Source organism: Pseudomonas sp. R1-6 (genome assembly GCF_051132115.1).
GTDB lineage: Bacteria > Pseudomonadota > Gammaproteobacteria > Pseudomonadales > Pseudomonadaceae > Aquipseudomonas.
In genome coordinates, this window is sequence record NZ_CP071662.1 from 2,638,551 (window position 1) to 2,657,552 (window position 19,002).

Annotated in this window: 15 protein-coding genes; 11 read left to right on the forward strand and 4 right to left on the reverse strand. The window is 59.5% G+C overall.

The window, feature by feature from the left end; translation table 11 throughout:
* The first annotated feature begins 47 nt into the window (after positions 1-47).
* The 5 genes from fdhF (at position 48) to J3P81_RS12065 (ending at position 6,891) form a co-directional block, all read left to right on the forward strand.
* Complete coding sequence (gene fdhF, locus J3P81_RS12045) at positions 48-3,023, forward strand: formate dehydrogenase subunit alpha (protein WP_434563976.1); 2,976 nt, start codon at positions 48-50, stop codon at positions 3,021-3,023.
* Positions 3,023-3,505 carry a DUF1641 domain-containing protein gene (locus J3P81_RS12050; RefSeq protein WP_434563978.1) on the forward strand — a complete coding sequence of 161 codons (483 nt, stop codon included), beginning with the start codon at positions 3,023-3,025 and terminating at the stop codon, positions 3,503-3,505. The genes fdhF and J3P81_RS12050 overlap by 1 nt, the downstream gene beginning before the upstream one ends.
* Before the next feature lie 13 nt (positions 3,506-3,518).
* Entirely contained in the window at positions 3,519-4,892 is a 1,374-nt protein-coding gene (locus J3P81_RS12055) for a cytochrome ubiquinol oxidase subunit I (RefSeq protein WP_434563980.1), read from the forward strand.
* The gene (gene cydB, locus J3P81_RS12060) at positions 4,892-5,902 is read left to right on the forward strand and encodes a cytochrome d ubiquinol oxidase subunit II (protein WP_434563982.1); all 1,011 of its coding nucleotides are present in this window, start codon (positions 4,892-4,894) and stop codon (positions 5,900-5,902) included. The genes J3P81_RS12055 and cydB overlap by 1 nt, the downstream gene beginning before the upstream one ends.
* A 128-nt stretch (positions 5,903-6,030) precedes the next feature.
* Entirely contained in the window at positions 6,031-6,891 is an 861-nt protein-coding gene (locus tag J3P81_RS12065; protein WP_434563984.1) for a LysR family transcriptional regulator, read from the forward strand.
* A gap of 1 nt (position 6,892) precedes the next feature.
* On the opposite strand, the gene J3P81_RS12070 is transcribed toward J3P81_RS12065, so the two are convergent.
* Positions 6,893-8,350, reverse strand: coding sequence for an MFS transporter (locus tag J3P81_RS12070; protein ID WP_434563986.1), 1,458 nt, complete (start codon positions 8,348-8,350; stop codon positions 6,893-6,895).
* 221 nt (positions 8,351-8,571) lie between these two features.
* Between J3P81_RS12070 and J3P81_RS12075 the strand changes: the two genes are divergently transcribed.
* From J3P81_RS12075 to J3P81_RS12100, 6 genes are all read left to right on the forward strand, one after another.
* The gene (locus tag J3P81_RS12075) at positions 8,572-9,330 is read left to right on the forward strand and encodes an SDR family oxidoreductase (RefSeq protein WP_434563988.1); all 759 of its coding nucleotides are present in this window, start codon (positions 8,572-8,574) and stop codon (positions 9,328-9,330) included.
* A 79-nt stretch (positions 9,331-9,409) separates the two neighbouring features.
* Positions 9,410-9,916: a nuclear transport factor 2 family protein gene (locus J3P81_RS12080; RefSeq protein WP_434563989.1), complete on the forward strand. Its 507-nt coding sequence runs from the start codon at positions 9,410-9,412 to the stop codon at positions 9,914-9,916.
* 553 nt (positions 9,917-10,469) lie between these two features.
* A complete protein-coding gene (gene fae, locus J3P81_RS12085; protein ID WP_434563990.1) occupies positions 10,470-10,982 on the forward strand; it encodes a formaldehyde-activating enzyme in 513 nt (170 codons plus the stop codon).
* Between the two features lie 10 nt (positions 10,983-10,992).
* A complete protein-coding gene (locus J3P81_RS12090; protein ID WP_034135577.1) occupies positions 10,993-12,027 on the forward strand; it encodes an aldo/keto reductase in 1,035 nt (344 codons plus the stop codon).
* Positions 12,024-13,457: an NAD-dependent succinate-semialdehyde dehydrogenase gene (locus tag J3P81_RS12095; protein WP_434563991.1), complete on the forward strand. Its 1,434-nt coding sequence runs from the start codon at positions 12,024-12,026 to the stop codon at positions 13,455-13,457. Before J3P81_RS12090 ends, J3P81_RS12095 begins: the two co-directional genes overlap by 4 nt.
* A gap of 99 nt (positions 13,458-13,556) precedes the next feature.
* Positions 13,557-14,921: an MFS transporter gene (locus J3P81_RS12100; RefSeq protein WP_434563992.1), complete on the forward strand. Its 1,365-nt coding sequence runs from the start codon at positions 13,557-13,559 to the stop codon at positions 14,919-14,921.
* A gap of 62 nt (positions 14,922-14,983) precedes the next feature.
* On the opposite strand, the gene J3P81_RS12105 is transcribed toward J3P81_RS12100, so the two are convergent.
* From J3P81_RS12105 to J3P81_RS12115, 3 genes are all read right to left on the reverse strand, one after another.
* Complete coding sequence (locus J3P81_RS12105) at positions 14,984-15,859, reverse strand: LysR substrate-binding domain-containing protein (protein WP_434563993.1); 876 nt, start codon at positions 15,857-15,859, stop codon at positions 14,984-14,986.
* A 226-nt stretch (positions 15,860-16,085) separates the two neighbouring features.
* The gene (locus J3P81_RS12110) at positions 16,086-17,192 is read right to left on the reverse strand and encodes a hypothetical protein (protein WP_224793967.1); all 1,107 of its coding nucleotides are present in this window, start codon (positions 17,190-17,192) and stop codon (positions 16,086-16,088) included.
* Positions 17,193-17,353: 161 nt separating this feature from the next.
* Entirely contained in the window at positions 17,354-19,000 is a 1,647-nt protein-coding gene (locus tag J3P81_RS12115; RefSeq protein ID WP_434563994.1) for a dipeptide ABC transporter ATP-binding protein, read from the reverse strand.
* Positions 19,001-19,002: the final 2 nt, after the last annotated feature.

Consider the following 19,002-nt stretch of genomic DNA (forward strand, 5'->3'; position numbering starts at 1 on the left):
GTTGGGCCGCTGTCCGGGCGGTCAGTCGGCCAACGGGGCGAGTTTCCATGAATGGCAGATACCAGTGCAGCGTCGAGTACAACGGTCGCACCCTCAGGGGTGACGCTGACCAGCCGCTGATCGATTTCTTGGCAGAGCAGGGCATCGACCTGCCTCACGTCTGCTATCACCGCGCCCTCGGGCCGATCCAGACCTGCGATGTCTGTTGGATCGAGCATGATGGCGAGTTGGTCCGCGGGTGCGCGCTGCGTTCCGCCGACGGCATGAAGCTGGTGAGCGAAACGCCTCGCGTGAAGGCGGCGCAGGAAGAAGGCATGGACCGGATCCTTGCCAAGCACGAGCTTTATTGCACGGTCTGCGAGCACAACACCGGTGACTGCACGCTGCACAATACCGTCGCCGACATGAACCCCGTGATCCAGCGCTACAAATACCAGCGCAAGCCCTACAGCAAGGACCACTCGAACCCGTTTTATACCTACGATCCCGATCAATGCATCCTGTGCGGGCGTTGCGTGGAAGCGTGCCAGAACGTCGAGGTCAATGAAACGCTGAGCATCGATTTCACCCAGGAGCATCCAAGGGTGTTGTGGGATGGCGAAACCAAGATAGAGGGTTCCAGTTGTGTGAGCTGCGGTCATTGCGTCACGGTTTGCCCCTGCAACGCGTTGCTCGAAAAAACCATGCAGCCGGATGCCGGACCGTTGACGTCGATGCCCGAGGACATCAAGCGGCCGCTCATCGACGCGGTGAAGACGATCGAGAATACGATCGGTGCGCCGCCCATTACCGCTATTTCCGTCATGGACATGCACTGGCGCCAGCCTGAAATCAAACGCACCAAGACCGTGTGCACCTATTGTGGCGTGGGCTGCTCGTTCGAAATGTGGACTCGCGACCGCACGCTGCTCAAGGTGCAGCCAGTGGTGAACGCACCGGCGAACGGCATTTCCACGTGTATCAAGGGCAAGTTCGCCTGGGATTTCGTGAACAGCGAGAAACGCCTGACGACGCCGCTGATCCGGGAAAACGGCCGGTTTCGTGAAGCAAGCTGGGACGAGGCGCTGACCTTGGTCGCAGGCCGTCTTCTGGCCATAAAACGTGAGCATGGCGCCGATGCCATCGGCTTCATTGGCTCCAGCAAGGCCAGCAATGAAGAAGCTTACCTGACGCAGAAAATCGCTCGCCTGATCATCGGCACCAATAGCGTCGACAACTCCTCACGCTACTGCCAGAACCCCGCGACACAGGGGTTGTTCCGCACGGTCGGTTACGGCGGCGACGCCGGCACGATCACCGATCTTGAGCAGGCGGACCTCATCGTCCTGGTGGGCAGCAACCTGGCGGAGAACCATCCGGTTATCGCTTCGAAAATCAAGGCCGCGCGCAAGCATCGAGGGCAAAAACTGCTGGTGGTCGATCCACGCAAGCATGAAATGGCGGAGCGCGCCGACCTGTTCCTGCAGATCAGGTCGAGCACCGACATAGTCTGGGCCAGCGCCATGTCGCGTTACCTGTTCGATCATGGCATGGCGGACGCGGCATTCCTGGAAGCGCGGGTGAATCAGGTGGACGAGTACCGACGCTCCCTGGAACCCTTTACCCTGCCATTCGCGTCGCAGGTCACCGGGTTGTCGGAGGCGGATCTGGTCAGCGCCGCGAACATGATCGGCAAGGCCAAACGGGTCTGCCTGCTCTGGGCAATGGGCATTACCCAGCATAGCCACGGGGCCGACACGAGCACCGCACTGTCCAATCTCTTGTTGGTTACCGGCAACTATGGCCGCCCCGGAACCGGCGGTTATCCGATGCGCGGCCACAACAACGTCCAGGGGGCCAGCGACTTCGGGTGCTTGAAGAACGTCTATCCCGGTTATGAAAAAGTCACTGACGAAGCGGTTCGAGCCAAGTGGGCGAAGGCCTGGGGTGTGGCGCCGGAACGACTGTCCAACAAGGTCGGTGAAGACAACTTCCTGATGGTTCAGCATGCCGCCGAGCAGAAGATAAAAGCCATGTATGTGATCGGTGAAGAGACGGCGTTTTCCGACGCCGACACTGAAAACGTGCATGAGGCTTTCAGAAAACTCGATTTCATGGTCGTGCAGGACATTTTCTTCAGCCGCACCGCGCAGTTCGCCGACGTCGTGCTGCCAGGTTGCCCAAGCGTTGAGAAGGAGGGCACCTTCGTCAACACCGAGCGGCGGATTCAACGTTTTCATGAGGTTTTTCCGCCGCTGGGCAACAGCCTGCCGGACTGGCGCATCCTGACCGATCTGGCCAAGCGAATGGGCCATGACTGGGGATACGAGCATCCCTCGCAGATCTTCGCGGAGGTGGCCGGTATCGCCACCCTGTTCGCTGGCGCCAGCTATGAGCGCCTGGACGGATGGAAATCTCTCCTCTGGCCAGTAAAGCCGGATGGCACCGATACCCCGTTGCTCTATACCGACCGGTTCCACACCGACGACGGCAAAGCCGTGTTGTACCCGCTGGAGTGGAAACCTCCGGCGGAAGCGCCCGACAGCGAATTCGACCTGCTGCTGGACAACGGACGCATGCTGGAGCATTTCCAGGGCAACAACCAGACGGGACGTGGCGACCGTGTCGATTCGTTGTCACCGCATTGGTACGTCGAAATCAGTCCCGAGCTTGCAGCCGAGCGGGGTATCCAGGATGGGACCCAGGTGCGGATCACTTCTCGCCGTGGTTCGGTCACGGTGCTGGTTCTGATCACCGATCGAGTGCGCGGCAAGGTGCTGTTCATGCCGATTCACCAGGGCAAGCCCGGCATTAATGAACTCACCGGGGAACATCATGATCCAGACGTCAACACGCCGGCCTACAAGGAAACCGCTGTGAAGATGACGATCCTGAGGGATCCCCCTCCGCAATCGGCATTGCCGCGCGGCAATTTCCGAAACGGCCACAGGACACCGAACAATGGCGTGGCTGTTGAGGTGAAGTGGGCCAGAGACGACTACGCGCCGATCGACGCACCGGCGCCCCATCCGGAGAGGTTTTGATGGCCGAACCTATTGATTACGACGTAAAACCAAGCAAGACCGAGCCTGACGCGCAGGATGAACTCGATCGTCTGGTCCAGAGCCTCCATGAACACGGCGTGCTGCGCATGGCCAATGACCTGGTCTGTGCCAACACGGCGATTGCCAAAGTGCTGGTTGATGGCCTGAACAAGGAAGGCACGCTCAACGTCATTCAGAACCTGTCGATCCTGGCGATGGCACTGTCCCGCGTGCCGCCCGATGAATTCTACCGGCTGGTCTTCGCGCTGAAGGATGCCGGCGCTGCGGTCAGTCAATGGACCGCGCCCAACAACGACGACGTCGCGCCAGGCGTGCGGGGCTCATACCGTTTGCTGCATGACGAATCGCTTTGGCGCGCGATCTTGCCGCTCCTGGAGGGCTTGAAAGCGATGGGTGAGGGCATGAAGAGGCCGATCGATAAACCGATCAGCCAATTCTGCGGCAAACCCAGCGGCGCTTGAGCGGGGCCTGCCCATGGAATCGATGGATTCGGCGTTGATGCTAGCGCGCTACCAGTTTGCGTTCACCATTAGCTTCCACATCGTGGTTGCCGCATTTTCCATCGGCCTGGCCAATTACCTGATGGTGCTGGAAGCCCTCTGGCTGTGGCGAAAGCGTCAGGTCTATATGGACGTCTACCGATTCTGGCTGAAGATATTCGCCTTGACAGTCGCCGTGGGCACGGCATCGGGGCTGGTCATGGAGTTCGAGTTCGGGACCAACTGGAGCGCGCTGGCCAGCCGGGCGGGGGGCATCCTCGGGCCTCTGATGTTCTATGAAGTCATGGTCGCGTTTTTCCTGGAAGCAGGCTTCATCGGGGTCATGCTGTTTGGCATGAATAAAGTCGGGCCGCGCCTGCACTTCCTGTCTACATGCGCGGTGGCCGTCGGCTCGTTGTTCAGTGCGTTCTGGATACTGTCAGCCAATTCCTGGATGCACACACCGGCGGGCTTCAGCATTGCCGGCGATGGCCGGTTCGTGCCCGAAGACTGGCTGCAGATCATATTCAACCCCTCGTTCCCCTACCGTATGGTGCACATGAGCATCGCCGCCTTTCTCGGCACGGCCACCCTCGTGGGCGGCGCGGGCGCGTGGCACCTGCTGCGCGACAATACCCACGCGCCTGCGCGAGTGATGTTCTCAATGGCACTGTGGATGGCGGCCGTGGTCGGGCCTATCCAGCTCGTCGCGGGGGACCTGCACGGCGAAAATACCCGAGATCACCAGCCGCAGAAGCTGGCCGCGATGGAAGGTTCCTGGCGACGCCCGGAAGCCGGCCAGGGCGAGCCGCTCAGGTTGTTTGCGATACCGGACCAGGCCAACCGCAGGAATGATTTCGAACTGGCGATACCCCATCTCGGCTCGCTTTATCTGCGCCACGACTGGACCGGCACCATACAGAGCCTTGATGAGTTCGCGCCCGAAGACATCCCGCCCGTGGCCGTGGTCTTTTTCGCGTTTCGTATCATGGTGGGCATCGGCTTGCTGATCGTGGCCATGGGTATCGCCAGTCTCTTCTTGCGTTGGCGCGGCGGTCTGTTCGAGTGTCGATGGCTGATGCGCTGTGCGGTGTTCATGGCCCCGGCCGGGTTCGTAGCGATGGTTTGCGGATGGGTGGTTACCGAAGTCGGGCGCCAGCCATTCACGGTCTATGGCTTGATGCGCACCGTTCACAGCAGCTCGCAGCAACCGCTCTCATTCGTCCTGGGCAGCACACTCGCCCTGGTGATCCTGTACCTGCTGGTTTTCGGCCTGGGGCTGTTTTACCTGATACGCGCCATCAACCGACTGCCGGCAACCTCAACGGATGCCGACGATCAAGCCAGCGCAACGCGGGGGAAATCGTGATGTTCATCTCTGAAGCGCTGTTACCCAATCTGTCGGCCGCCGCAATTGCCTTTACCATCATCACCTACGTGATTCTGGACGGCACCGACCTGGGCGTCGGCATCCTCTTCGCGACCCGCCACAACCCCGACGATAAGCAGATCATGGTCAATTCCATCCTGCCGATCTGGGACGGGAACGAAACCTGGCTGGTGCTCGGTGGCGGCGGTTTGCTCGCGCTTTTTCCCGTGGCTTACAGCGTCTTGTTTTCCGCCCTCTATATCCCGGTGATCGCGATGCTGCTGGCATTGATTGTCCGGGCCGTCGCGTTGGAGTTCCGGGCCGACGCGCCTGCACGAATGAAGCGCTGGCTCGACGTCAGCCTCGTGACCGGCTCGTTGATCGCAACGCTTTGCCAGGGTGTCATCATGGGCAGCGTGGTACAGGGAATCGATCACCACGAGGGCCGGTTCGCCGGAAACGGTTGGGAGTGGTTGAGTGCATTTGCGCTGGCGTGTGGCGTGGTGCTGGTGATTGGCTACGCACTGCTTGGCAGTTGCTGGCTGTTCTGGCGAACCGAAGGCGCGCTGCAAGCGGCGGCGAGAAGGCAGGCGCGATGGCTGGGGTGGCTGACACTGGCAGGCATTGCAATCATTGTGGTGTGGACCAGCGAGTTGACGCCGTCCTATCGAGACCATCTTCTTGAATCGAACCTGAGCCCGGCGCTTCTGCTTGTTCAGTGCGCGTTGCTGGTCGGGTTTTACCGGGCTTTTTCCAGCCGATACCATTTCCTTCCGTTGTTTGCGGTATTGGGATGGTTTGGCACGGCGTTCGCTGCCGCGATCATTACCCTCTATCCGTTAATCCTGCCGCCGTCGCTGGCGATCAGCCAAGCGTCTGCTCCAGCTTCGAGCCAAGGGTTCATGCTCGTGGGATTCGCGGTGCTGGTGCCGGTCACGCTGGCCTACAACACGTGGGGGTTCTGGGTGTTTCGCGGTAAGGTCAAGGCGCAGTACTTCCCAGATCGATAAAGCCTGTCTTCATTTCCCGTCTCCGAATGGTGTGTCGACTAGTTTGTAGACATGCCTGTCGAGCGCGGGATTGCTACGGCATTGCCATTGCTGCACTCTCACTCTTCATTTTTGCATCGGGGCGGAGCATGGATTGGAGTGATGTGCGGGTCTTTCTCGCGATTGCCCGCAGTGGGTCATTGGGCGCTGCTGCCAAGCTGTTGGGTGTTAGCCATCCGACCGTGGGGCGGCGCTTGCAGGTGCTTGAACAGTCCAGCGGCCAGCCCATTTTCCTGCGTACCACCCAAGGTCTGATACTGACCGAGAGCGGAGAGAAGCTACTCAGCCTGGCGCAGCAAATGGAGCAAAGTGCGTTGGCCATCGAGCGGCGCCTTGCGGGCGACAGCGCGCAGCCAGAAGGTGTGTTGCGCATCTCCTGCGCTGACTGGTTTGCCTGTTACGTGCTGGCCCCGGTTCTGAGCGAACTGGGGCGACGTTATCCGCTGATCGTGCCCGAGGTCATCGCCGGGCATCGATTGTTCGACCTGGCCCGTCGCGACGCCGACATCGCGTTTCGGATCGTTCCTTTCACCGAACCCGATATTGTTCACCGCAAACTCACTTCCCTGAGCTATGGGCTGTACACCGCCGTCGGATCTCCTGACCTCGAGCCGCAGGGCGAGGGGGTTGGCTTGATTACCATGAGTGTCGCCCAATCACATTATCCCGATGTGCAGTGGCTGCGGCAGCGTTACCCTCTGGCCCGTACGGTGTTCACCAGTAGTAGTCGCACCGTCCAGGCGCAGATGTGCGCGCAAGGGCAGGGCATCGCTGTGCTGCCCCGCGCCCTGGGCGACCGGTTAACGGCGCTGCGCCTGATTGATCCGCATGAGGCGCCACCGGGCCGCGACATATGGATGGGCTACCACCAGGACATGCGGCAGATGGACAGCTTGCGTGCTCTTGCCGACCTTGCTTCCATCATGATCGGCAACCAGGCAGGCGGTTGACTCACTCCGCTGGGTGCATGGCTGTCGTTTGCAGTTGCGCAGCAGGTTGGCGCGCCAGGGTAAGGCTGAGTCCCGTGCCTACGACCAGGCATGCCGCGATACAGAGTATTGAGACGGTGAAGGCGTGGGTGATGGCAGCCGCGTCTGTGTCCGTGCCTAGAAGGGTGTAAAAAACTCCGCCTATTATCGCGACACTCAGTGATGTGCTGATTTGCAGAGTAGAGCTGGTAATGCCCGCAATCATGCCGGAGTACGCTGGCGCCACGCGCCCTGTGATCATGCGCATCAATGTCGGAAGGGCCAGTCCTTGTCCGAAGCCGATCAGAAACAGAATGACGGCAAGGGGCAGCGCAGCGGGGCTGACGGACATCGGCGTGTGCGCCACGAGCCAGGCCAGGAGCATGAGCCCCAACACTTCAAGTCCCATCCCGACCGGATTGACGTACGCCCCCAGCAAATGTTTGAAGTGAGGAGTGGAGAGCGGTCCCAGCAAAAAGCCCGCGCCGAAAGGAAGGAAGACGAGGCCTGCATTGAGTGGGCTCGTATGCAGCGCTCCCTGTAAATAAATAGAAAACAGCAGAAAAAACACGCCGATCGCGTAAAAGGTCAGAGCGACGAACAGTGCCCGGCCCAACCCAGGCGCGCGCAGTACGGCAGGATTCAGCAACGGCGCGCCTTGCGCTTGGTGCAAACGCGCTTCGTAGCGCCAGAACAGCCAGGCCAGCAGCGGCACCGCCGCAAGCGACAGCCAGGCCCACAAAGGCCAGCCCGCTTCACGCCCCTCGATCAGCGGCACGATCAGCGCTCCCAGCGTCACCATGGACAGTACCGTTCCGCCCAGATCAAGCTTGCTTGTATGTGGTGCGCGGGTTTCCTTGACCACCGCAATGGCGATCAGAATCACCAGTAACGCAATCGGTAAATTCACAAGAAATATCGCCCGCCACCCCAAGCCCATCAAGTTGAGCGATATCAATATTCCGCCAAGGGCCTGGCCGACTACCGACGCCAGACCAAAGACTGCGCCATAGAGGCTCAACGCCAAAGATTTTTCGGACTCAGGGAATATGGCCTGCACTGAAGCGAGTGCCTGGGGCGCCATGACCGCTGCCGTCACGCCTTGCAGCGAACGTCCGGCGATCAACATCCAAGGTGACTCGGCGACACCGCAGATCAATGAGGCGATTGCAAAGCCAACCAGGCCAACGAAGAACATTCTCATGCGGCCGTAGATATCGCCGAGCCGACCCCCGGTGATCAATGTCACGGCATAAAGAGCCGCATATGACGAGATGATCAACTGTTCGGCGGAGGAGGCCGTGCCCAGCGATTGTTGAATCGAGGGCAGTGCTACGTTGACGATGAAAAAATCCAGCGGCGGTAAAAACGCACCGACCAACAAGATGGCGAACATCAACCAGCGCCGCGGTTCCGGGGGGGCGATTTTAGTTTGAGGCATAAGGTCTCCTTCCTGGAACACTTCGGTTCCAGATATTCTCGATTGCGGGTCATGCTCTGAATCAGCTGACTCGAATCTAAACGATCAAACCTTCGCTGACGCCTCACATAACTGAACGGCCAATGTTCATTTTTGGCAGTGCCGCTCAGCCCCTGACTCCTCTCAAAATGGCCGTACTGTGGTTTCAATCGAGCCACACAACCGAGGCTGAGGAGTCAGATATGTCAGGTAAATTCGCCAATCAGATTGCAGTTGTCACCGGCGCATCCACCGGGATCGGATTTGCGATTGCGCAGGGTTTGATTGCAGAGGGAGCCAAGCGTGTTTACATCACGGGTCGCTCTGCAGCCACGCTGGAAGCTGCGGTGGCAAAGCTGGGCGACAGAGCCGTCGCGGTCATTTCGGATGTCGCGCGCCAGGCTGATCTCGATAAGCTCAAGGCGACCATTGTGGCCCGTGACGATCAATTGGACGCAGTGTTTGCCAACGCGGGCATTTGTGAAAAAAACCCGGTGGGCGAGACCACGGAGGCGGCTTATTTCAATATGTTCGACATTAACGTAAAGGGCGTTTTTTTTACCGTTCAGACGTTAATGCCATTGTTGAAAGATGGCGCTTCGATCGTGTTGACGGCCTCTATCTGTTCCAGCAACGGGATGGAAGGGCTGAGCCTTTACAACGCATCCAAGGCCGCGGTGCGGTCCTTCGCAAGGACTTGGGCCAACGAACTCAAAGGTCGCAGGATTCGAGCGAATGTCCTGAGCCCTGGCTTCACCCGCACGCCTCTGATGGATAACGGCTTGAAGATGAGCGAACGCGACATCGCCGCGCTGCGACAACATGTCGAGCAGATCACTCCGCTGGGGTATATGGCCCAACCTGAAGAAATCGCCTCGTCGGCGCTGTTCCTTGCATCCGCCGATGCGAAATACGTCAACGGTGTGGAGCTGATGGTCGACGGCGGCCTGTCGCAGATCTGAACACTTGCTTAACCGCAGCGCAGCCCTCGCAGAGGGTTGCCTTTTTCGCTTTTGCGAAGTCTCAGCAGGAAACCCCATCATGAACATTGAAGAACTGAGCACCCGACTGGACGCCCTGGAAAGTCGCGCCGCAATCGAGTCGCTGATCAGCGCCTACGCCAATGCCTTCGATCGCGTTGACGTGTTGCTCCTGAGCGCAATCTGGCACGAAGAATCGACACTGGACCTACCGGGTTTCGGCAAGGCCGGAAACCGTGACGAAATCCTGGCGATGGCGCAAAACAGCTGGCACCAGATGCCTTATATGCACCACTGGATGGCCAACCCACTGATCGAAATCAAGGGTGACAGCGCGGCGGGTACGGTGGCCGCGTATTGCCTGTTCCATGACATTGAAAAAGGTCCGGTTCAAGCCAGTGGGCTGTACCACGACAGGTTTGAACGTCGCGACGGAAAATGGGCGTTCCTGTCACGTCGTTTTGAACTGCACTTTCTGACACCTTTAAAGGATTGGGTACCTGTAGCGGGCGATGAAAAGTACACAGTGGATCAACATCAGCGCCTGAACATGCTTTCACAGAAATGACGTGCTTGCATGACGTCCAGTGAGTAATGAGTGGCGCGAACGACGAGCGCTGCCCGGTGTGAATGGATCGCCACGACCGGTGAAGAGTCAGAAATGATCAGCTAAACAGCCTGCCGGGCGAAATCTAAAGACTCTCAGGGTCGCCAAAAAACATTTTGACTGGGCTCTAGCGCAGTGATTCAAGATCGGCCAAATTGAGATTTGCCCCAATTTTGCCCCTTGAAGCGCAGGATAATGCGAAATCGCGCTCTACCCTGCAGGGCTGGTAGGCGAACAATTTGTCTTCCAGTTCCGCGCGGGATTTGCTGGGTATGAGGAGAACTCATGCCCCCATGACTTTTAATGGTTACAGCCCCTCCGGGCCCCGATGTTAAAAAACGCAAACACAGCTCATCAATAACAAAAAGAGCGTTTGCAATCATGACTAAGCCCCTCTGCCGCGTCTCCGCCAGCCTCGTGTTGCGCTCTTCATACCCTCATGTTTGCCACGCGATCTTCAAGATCCGCGTGCGCTTCTGATCACCCAAAATAAATCCAAAAAGAGTAACGACTCATGAAAGAACTCGATCTGTATATCGGTGAAGGTTTCGAAGGTCCTGGTGTGAATGCCGCACACATCAACATCCTGATCGGCCCGCGCAACGGGCCGGCGGGGCAGGCGTTTGCCAACAGCTTGGCGTCGCCGAGCCAAGGGCATTGCCCTTTTATGGTGATCGCCCAACCGAACATTCCGGCCAAGCCGATGACGCTCTACGTCAACAAGGCCGCGATCAGCAGCGACTTGCACGGCAACGCCACCTGGGGCGCGTCCCAGGCCGGGATCGCCAAGGCTGTACTGGAAGCGCTGCTGGACGGCACCTTGCCGCCGGAAGCTGAAGACGAGTGGGCGATTGTGACGGCCAACTGGGTCAACCCGGCCTGCGATGATCTGGATGCGGTGTACCTGAATAACTACAACGCCTGCCGTACCGCGATCCGCGCCGCCCTGACCGGCAAGCCGGAAACCGCACAACTGGCGGATGTGGTCGCTCACATCAGCAACCCTTTCTACACCCCGAAAGCCTGAGGTCTGAGCCATGCAATACATCCGTTTGGGCAACTCCGGCCTGCAAGTCTCCCGCCTGTGCCTGGGCACCATGAACATGGGCACCCCGGACTGGAAACCGTGGATCTTCGATGAAAAGCAGAGCGAGCCGATCGTCGCCCATGCCCTCGATAACGGGGTGAATTTCATTGACCTGGCAGACTTCTATTCCGCAGGTGTCGGTGAAGAAGTGGTCGGGCGCATCGTTAAGCGTCTGGCCCGTCGTGAAGACTTGGTCATCACCACCAAGGTTGGCTACGGCACCCGCAACGGCATCAACGCCAGCGGTCATTCGCGCAAGCACATCATGGACAGCATCGACGCCTCGCTGAAGCGCTTGAACATGGATTACGTCGATGTGTTCATGCTGCATTACTTCGACCTGAATACCCCGGTTGAAGAAACCATGAGTGCGATGAACGACATTGTGCGCTCCGGCAAGGCTCGCTACATCGGTGTGTCGACCATGCTCACCGGGCAGCTGGCGAAGATCCTCATGGCTTGCGAACGCAACGGCTGGGTCAAGCCGATCAACATGCAGCTGCAACTGAACTGCGCCTACCGCGAAGAAGAGCGCGAGATGATTCCGTTCTGTCGTGATCAGGGCCTGGGTGTCTCGGTGTTCAGCCCGCTGGCTCGCGGTTTGCTCACCGGCGACGTTCAATCGACCCGCAACCAGACCGACTTCTTCACTCAGCAGATGTACAGCGACGAGGCATCGTTCGAGATCGCTCATTCGGTGCAGCGCGTGGCCCGCGCCCGTGGGGTATCGAACGCGCAAATCGCTCAAGCCTGGGTTGCCAATCATCCGGGCGTCGATTGCATGCTGGTCGGCGCCGACACCACCGCGCAGTTCGACAGTGCCTTGGCAGCCTTGGAAACCAGGCTCGACGCCGAAGAACTGCATGAGTTGGAACGCAACTACACCCCGTGCGACGTGATCAACGATTACACCGCCGGCAAACGCATCCTGCGCTCAGCCCGCCCGGGTCTGGAACGCTTTACTCTGACTGAGGCTGTGGCATGAGCTCGCTGATTCGTAACGGCAACTTCATCGACGGCCAATGGTCGAGCGGCGGTGCGACCTATCCGGTGTTGAACCCGGCCAATGGCGAAGTGATCGCCGACGTGCAAAAGGCCGGCGCCGAAGAAACCAACCTCGCTATCGCCGCGGCGAACCGCGCTTTGCCAGCCTGGCGAAAATTGACAGCCAAAGAACGCAGCCAGCGCCTCAAGCGTTGGAGCGAACTGATGCTGAGCAACCAGAAAGACCTGGCCACTTTGCTCAGTTGCGAACAGGGCAAACCGCTCGCCGAAGCAATGGGCGAAGTGGTCTATGCCGCAAGCTTTCTGGAATGGTTCGCCGAAGAAGCCAAGCGCGCTTACGGCGACGTAATCCCGAGCCATAAGGCTGATGCGCGAATCATTGTGGTCAAGGAGGCTGTCGGCGTGGTTGCGGCGATCACCCCTTGGAACTTCCCGCTGGCAATGGTCACGCGCAAGGTCGGTCCGGCGCTGGCGGCGGGTTGCACAATGATTCTCAAACCGTCGGAGGAGACACCTTTGTCAGCCTTCGCCTTGGCGGTGCTGGCCGAGCAGGCGGGCATTCCGGCCGGCGTGTTCAACGTCATTTCAGGTGACGCCGCAGCGATTGGCGGTGCACTGCAAGCGAGCGGCATCGTCCGCAAACTGTCGTTTACCGGCTCGACGCGCACCGGCAAGCTGCTGATGCGCCAAGCGGCAGATACGCTGAAAAAAGTCTCGCTGGAATTGGGCGGCAACGCGCCGTTCATTGTGTTTGACGATGCTGATCTGGACGCCGCGGTCAAAGGCGCGATGGCCTCGAAATTCCGCAATACAGGGCAGACCTGCGTCTGCGTGAATCGTTTCTTCATCCAGGACGGCGTTTACGAAGCGTTCACCGGCAAACTCGCCGAAGCGGTCGCTGCGATGCGCGTCGGCAGTGCTCTGGACGGTGAAACCGAGCAAGGTCCGTTGATCAACGCAGCGGCGTTGGCCAAGGTTGAGTTGCACGTGAGTGACGCCTTGGAGAAGGGCGCCACGCTGTTGTGCGGCGGTCGTAGGCATGCGCTTGGCGGCACGTTCTACCAGCCGACCATTCTCACCGATGCCACCAGCGACATGCTGATCGCCCAGGACGAAACGTTCGGCCCCGTAGCCGCGTGCTTCCGCTTCAAGGACGAAGCCGACGTATTGCAACGGGCAAATGACACGCCCTACGGATTGTCGGCGTACTTCTACAGCCGCGACATCGGCCGCGTCTGGCGCATGGCCGAAGGCCTGGAAGCCGGCATGGTCGGGATCAACGAAGGCATCATCTCCACGGAAGTCGCGCCGTTTGGCGGCATCAAGGAATCGGGCCTGGGGCGCGAAGGCTCCAGGTACGGTCTGGAAGACTACCTGGAAATCAAATACCTGTTGATGGGCGGCCTCTAGCCCCAACCCCAAATCCTGTGGGAGCGAACAAGCCAGCTCCCACAGGTACAAGCGCCATCGGTTTCATTTCTCCTTCAATAACAACAACTGGAGACGAACATGTCCGCTCAATCGATAAAGATCGATGACCTGCCCATTGGGCGCTTCCATATCAAAATTGCCGGTCTCACGTTCGGCGCGCACTTCACCGACGGCTACATCCTCGGCCTGATCGGTATCGCTTTCACGTTGCTCAGCCCGCAGATGCACCTCGATGCCTTCTGGCAAGGCCTGATCGGCGCTTCGGCACTGATTGGCCTGTTTCTTGGAAGCCTGTTCTTCGGCCGGATTTCCGATAAGGTCGGGCGGCAGAAAATTTTCCTGGTCAGTTTTGTTCTGATTACCATGGCTTCGGTCATGCAGTTCTACGCCGAAACTGCGATGCAGCTATTGCTCTGTAGGGTCATAATCGGCATCGGCCTGGGCGGCGACTTCAGCGTCGGCCACGCGATGCTCGCCGAGTTCTCACCGAAAAAACATCGCGGCGTATTGCTCGGTTCGTTTAGTGTCATCTGGACCTTCGGCTACGTCGCCGCGACCTTCGTCGGCACGGCGATGCTCAGTCTGGGGGATGACGCCTGGCGCTGGATGCTGGCCTCGTCGGCGATCCCGGCAGCGTTGATCCTGATCGCGCGGATCGGCACCCCGGAATCACCGCGCTGGTTGGTCAATCAAGGGCGGATCGCCGAAGCACGGGCGATTGTCAAAAAACACCTGGGTGATAATGTTGAACTCGATGAAACCCGCTCCACCGAAACCCGTTCCGGCTACGCGGTGCTCTTCAGCCTCGAATACCGAAAGCGTACTGCGTTCAACTGCCTGTTCTTTGTCTGCATCGTCATGCCGTACTTCGCTATCTATACCTTCCTGCCGTCGATCCTGCAGAAGATGGGCCTGGCGGAGGGCTTTGGCACCGAATTGATGCTCAACATGCTGCTGATTCTCGGCGCATTGATCGGCATCTGGTGCACGGTGAAATTCTCGCGCCGAGGCTTTCTGATCAATTCATTCATCATCCTGGCGGTGGCCTTGTTCCTGCTGGCAGCTCTGCCGGGCAGTGCGGCGTTCCTGATGGTGCTGGTGTTCGGCGTGTTCACGCTGGTGTTGTCAGCGGTGAGCAATCTGGTGGGCGTGTTCCCGGCCGAGAGCTTTCCGACCGAAGTGCGGGCCAGCGGGATTGGCCTGGCAACGGCGGTCAGTCGCTTGGGCTCGGCGGTGAGCACTTTCCTGTTGCCGGTGAGTGTGGCGGGTATCGGCTTGAGCCCAACGATGGGCATCCTGGCGTCGATTCTCGCACTGGGCGCGATCATTTCCTGGGCCTGGGCACCGGAAACCAAATCCCTGACACTGAGCCAGGCGTGCAAGGCGCAGGGTCCGATGGAGAGCGCGGCACCCGCTGCCACAAAGGTCGCAGCCCCAATCTAAAATTCACCACAAGCCCAATGTGGGAGCGAGCAAGCCCGCTCTCACATTGGAATCTCGGTGTTTCAGGGATTGCTGACCAATCCCAACCAATCAGTGAACAACTGCACTTTCGACAGCCCCCGTTTCTCATTCGCCACGTCCAGCCAATATCCGTAAGGCCCGACCACTTCCACCGCAGTGATCGGCAACAGGCTGCCATTCGCCAGTTCCTTTTCAATCATCTGTCGGTCAATCACCGCCAGCCCACCACCGGCCAGTGCCGTGTGGATCACCTGGTCCAGCGTGCTGAACTCCAGCCCTTGCGCGGCATCGACATCCTCGCGGCCCATCGCGGCCAACCAGTTCTCCCACACCTTCAAGCGTTTGCCGTCATGCAGTATGTGCAATAGCGGAAGCTGCCGCAGATCCGGCGGCTGGCCATTGACGAACAACTCGGGGCTGGCCACTGCCATGTGCCGCTCCATGACCAGCAACTGACTGCTGCAATGGTTGGCCGCTTCGAGGCCGAAGCGGATGTGGCAATCGATTTCCGGGAGGCTGTCGTTGCCGTTCTGGTGGGTCACGCTGAGGCCAATGTCCGGGTAGCGCTGGCAGAACGCGCGCAAATGCGCTGATAACCAGCGCGTGGCCCAGGTGGGTGGCGCGACGATGCGTAGGCGTTGGCGCAGGTTCGGCACACGCACCGCTTGCAGGGCACGTTCGACGTGGTCGAAGGCATCGCTCAATTGGGGGGAGAGGGCAAGGCCGGTTTGGGTCAGCGACAGGCCTTGGGGTGTGCGGATAAACAGCGCCACGCCGAGATAATCTTCAAGCTGCTTGATCTGACGGCTGACCGCGCCTTGGGTGACGTTCAGACCCAAAGCCGCCTGGCTGAAACTGCGATGCCGCGCGACTTCTTCAAAAATGCGCAGCATGTTGAGCGAGGGCAGTTGACGCATGAAAAGGATGACTCCATACCGGCCTTCGACGCAGTAGTACGCGGGCAGGTTTATTGTTTTTGGTGAATATTCTGTACGACGTATCTGACTCCTTTCTGAGAGGCTGATGCAAGTGGTGTTTGGGTAAAACTCTTCGCCAGCAAGCCCGCGCCCACAGGTTATGCGCTAAACCTGTGGGCGCGGGCTTGCTCGCGGAGAGGCCTTCAGAAACGCCAAACAATCCGGATCAGAAGTAGTATCCAATGTTCATGTACAGTTGATTCTCCCACTGGTTACTCCCACCCGCCGCCAGGCTTTGGGTGTAGCTGCTGCCACCAATGTACGGGTCATTTTTTCCGTAGAGCCATTCCGTCGCGATCCACAGTTTGCTGAAGGAAAACGAGGTCCCCAGGATCAGCCGTTGCGAGGTCTTGAACGCGTCGGCGGATTTGTCGAAGGCGCTATAGTTGGCGTACAGCTTCACACCGCTGATCTGGTCGAACAGGTATTTGCCGGCGACGTCGTAGCTCAGGTCGGCGACATACAAGTTTCCGCGACTGGCGACGTTGTAGGTGCCGTCGTACCCGCCGAGCGTGACCACTTCATCACTGCCACGGTTGCGCGGCGACATCTGTTGCCTCGCCGCTTGCAGTTGCACGCCCCATGGGCCGTTCTTGCCGAGGTAGTGCACGGCCACCGCGTTGCGACGGCCATCGTTATCGGTGTCCTTGTTTTCCAGGGTAGAGGTCAGGCCGGAGAGGCCGATTTCGGATTTCCACGCGCCCAGGTCCAGGGCCTTGGCCACGCGCAGCACCACGGTATTGCGTTCCTGGTTGTCGCTCCCGTCGCCCACGTAGCTGTCGGCCCCCGACACCACGCTGGAATACGTCACCCCTTTGCTCGTGCCTTTGCCTTGCCACGCCGGGCGCAGGTAGTAGCCGGCCTGTATATTCCAGTCGCCACTTTGCTGGATGTACTTGGCGCCGACTTGTTGCACATCTTCCAGGCCGATGACGTTGCCCAGGGTTTCGTAAAAGGTGCTGCCGAAGTACGGCTGCAAACCGAACGGCACGGTATTCAGGCCTACCTGCACTTGTTGGTCAGGATTGAACTTGTAACCGACCCAGGCGAACTTGGCGAACTGGATATCGCCGTAGTTCTTGGTGTACTGGTAAGGATAGGAACGTCCGTAGAAGCGGTACTGGGCCTCGCCGATCCAGGTATCGGAGTTGTACTTGGCGCTGAGGAACACCGTGTCCAGGCCGAACTTCTGAATGTCGCGGTCCGGGTCATAGTCCCAGCGCGCCCGAATGGCACCGCCGAGGTCAAGGTTGTCGGTAACCTGCACTGCCATGGCCGGGGCCGCGAAGGCGCCGAGCAGCGGAATGAGAGCGATGGAACGGACCGCAATCCGGGTAGTTGTGCGCACAGTGTACTCCTGGTTTTTTAGTTATCGTTGGCAACAGCGGCCCATGGCGCAGCGAACGCTGCTACCTGGGGAAAAGGCTTGTTAACTCAGTTGGCTTGCGGTCGGATCAACCTCAGCGCGGGTTCGGCAACAGGCACCACCGGAATCGCCGAAGCGCCGGGGGCTGCAGCCAGCAAGGTCTGGGTGTAGGCGTTTTGCGGCCGTATCAGCACCTGTTCCACCGTGCCGTACTCCACCACTTCGCCCTGGCGCATCACCGCGATGTAGTCACTGATTTGCGCCGCCACGCGCAGGTCGTGGGTGATGAACAAGATGCTCAGGTTGAGGCGCTGTTGCAGCTCAGCGAGCAGCTCCAGTACCTGTTTTTGCACCGAAACATCCAGCGCCGATACGCTTTCATCCGCAATCAGCACTTCCGGGCGCATCGCGAGGGCCCGGGCTATGCCGATGCGCTGACGCTGGCCACCGGAGAACTGCCGGGGCTTGCGCTTGAGGGCGTCACGCTTGAGCCCGACCTGTTCCAGCAGATCACCGGCCTCGGTCCACGCATCCTTGGCCGACAACCCGCGCAATTGCGCGGCGCGGGCGATGATATCGCCGACCCGGTGCCGTGGATTGAGCGAGCCGTACGGGTCCTGGAAAATCATCTGAATCCGCCGCCGATTGGCCGCCAGCGCGGAACCGCGCAATGCCAGGAAATCCGTGTCACCCACCCAGACATGGCCGCTGTCGCTTTCCACCAGCCGAATTGCGGCTTTGACCAAGGTGCTTTTGCCCGAGCCTGACTCACCCACAATCGCCAGCGTCTTGCCCCGTGGCAGTTGCAGCGAGACATCCTTGAGCGCCGGGACCAAGCGGCCGCTGACGTTGTAGGTCTTGGTCAAGTGCTCGATGCGCAACGCCAACTCACCATCGGCGCACTGCGCGTGCAGCTCTGGGTGCAGGGCCGGCACAGCGGCGATCAATTTGCGGGTGTACGGGTGTCTTGGCGAATTGAGGACTTGATCGCGCTCACCGATTTCCACCAGCACGCCGCCCTCCATCACCGCGATGCGGTCAGCGATTTCTGCCACCACGCCGAAGTCGTGGGTGATGAACAGGATGCCGTGCTGACCACGACCGCGCAGGTCGCGGACCAGTTTCAGCACTTGGGCCTGTGTGGTCACATCCAGCGCAGTCGTCGGTTCGTCGGCAATCAGCAAATCCGGGTTCATCGCCAGCGCCATGGCTATCACCACCCGTTGGCATTGGCCGCCCGAGAGTTGATGCGGGAAGCTGTTGGCAATCCGTGGCGGATCGGGCAATTGGGTCGAATCCAGGAGGGCTAGCATGCGTTCGCGGCGCTCCGTGGCGGGCATCTGCGGCGCGTGAATGTCAAAGATTTCCTCGACCTGCTGACCAATACGAATCGCCGGATTCAGCGCCGCCATGGGCTCCTGGAAAATCATCGCAATGCGGTTGCCGCGCAGCTTGCGCAGAGCGTTTTCGTCCATGCGGCAAATATCGTCGCCGCGGAAATCAATCACGCCTTCAGTGTGGCGCAGGCCTTTGGCGTAATCGCCCATGATTGCGGCCGAGAGCACCGATTTGCCGGAGCCGGACTCGCCGATCACGCAGAGAATTTCGCCCTTGCGTACATCCAGGCTGATGCCCTTGACGGCGTGGCTACGATCGGCGCCGGCGGGCAGTTCGATGGAGAGGTTTTCCACTCTCAATACTTGTTGATGACTCATGC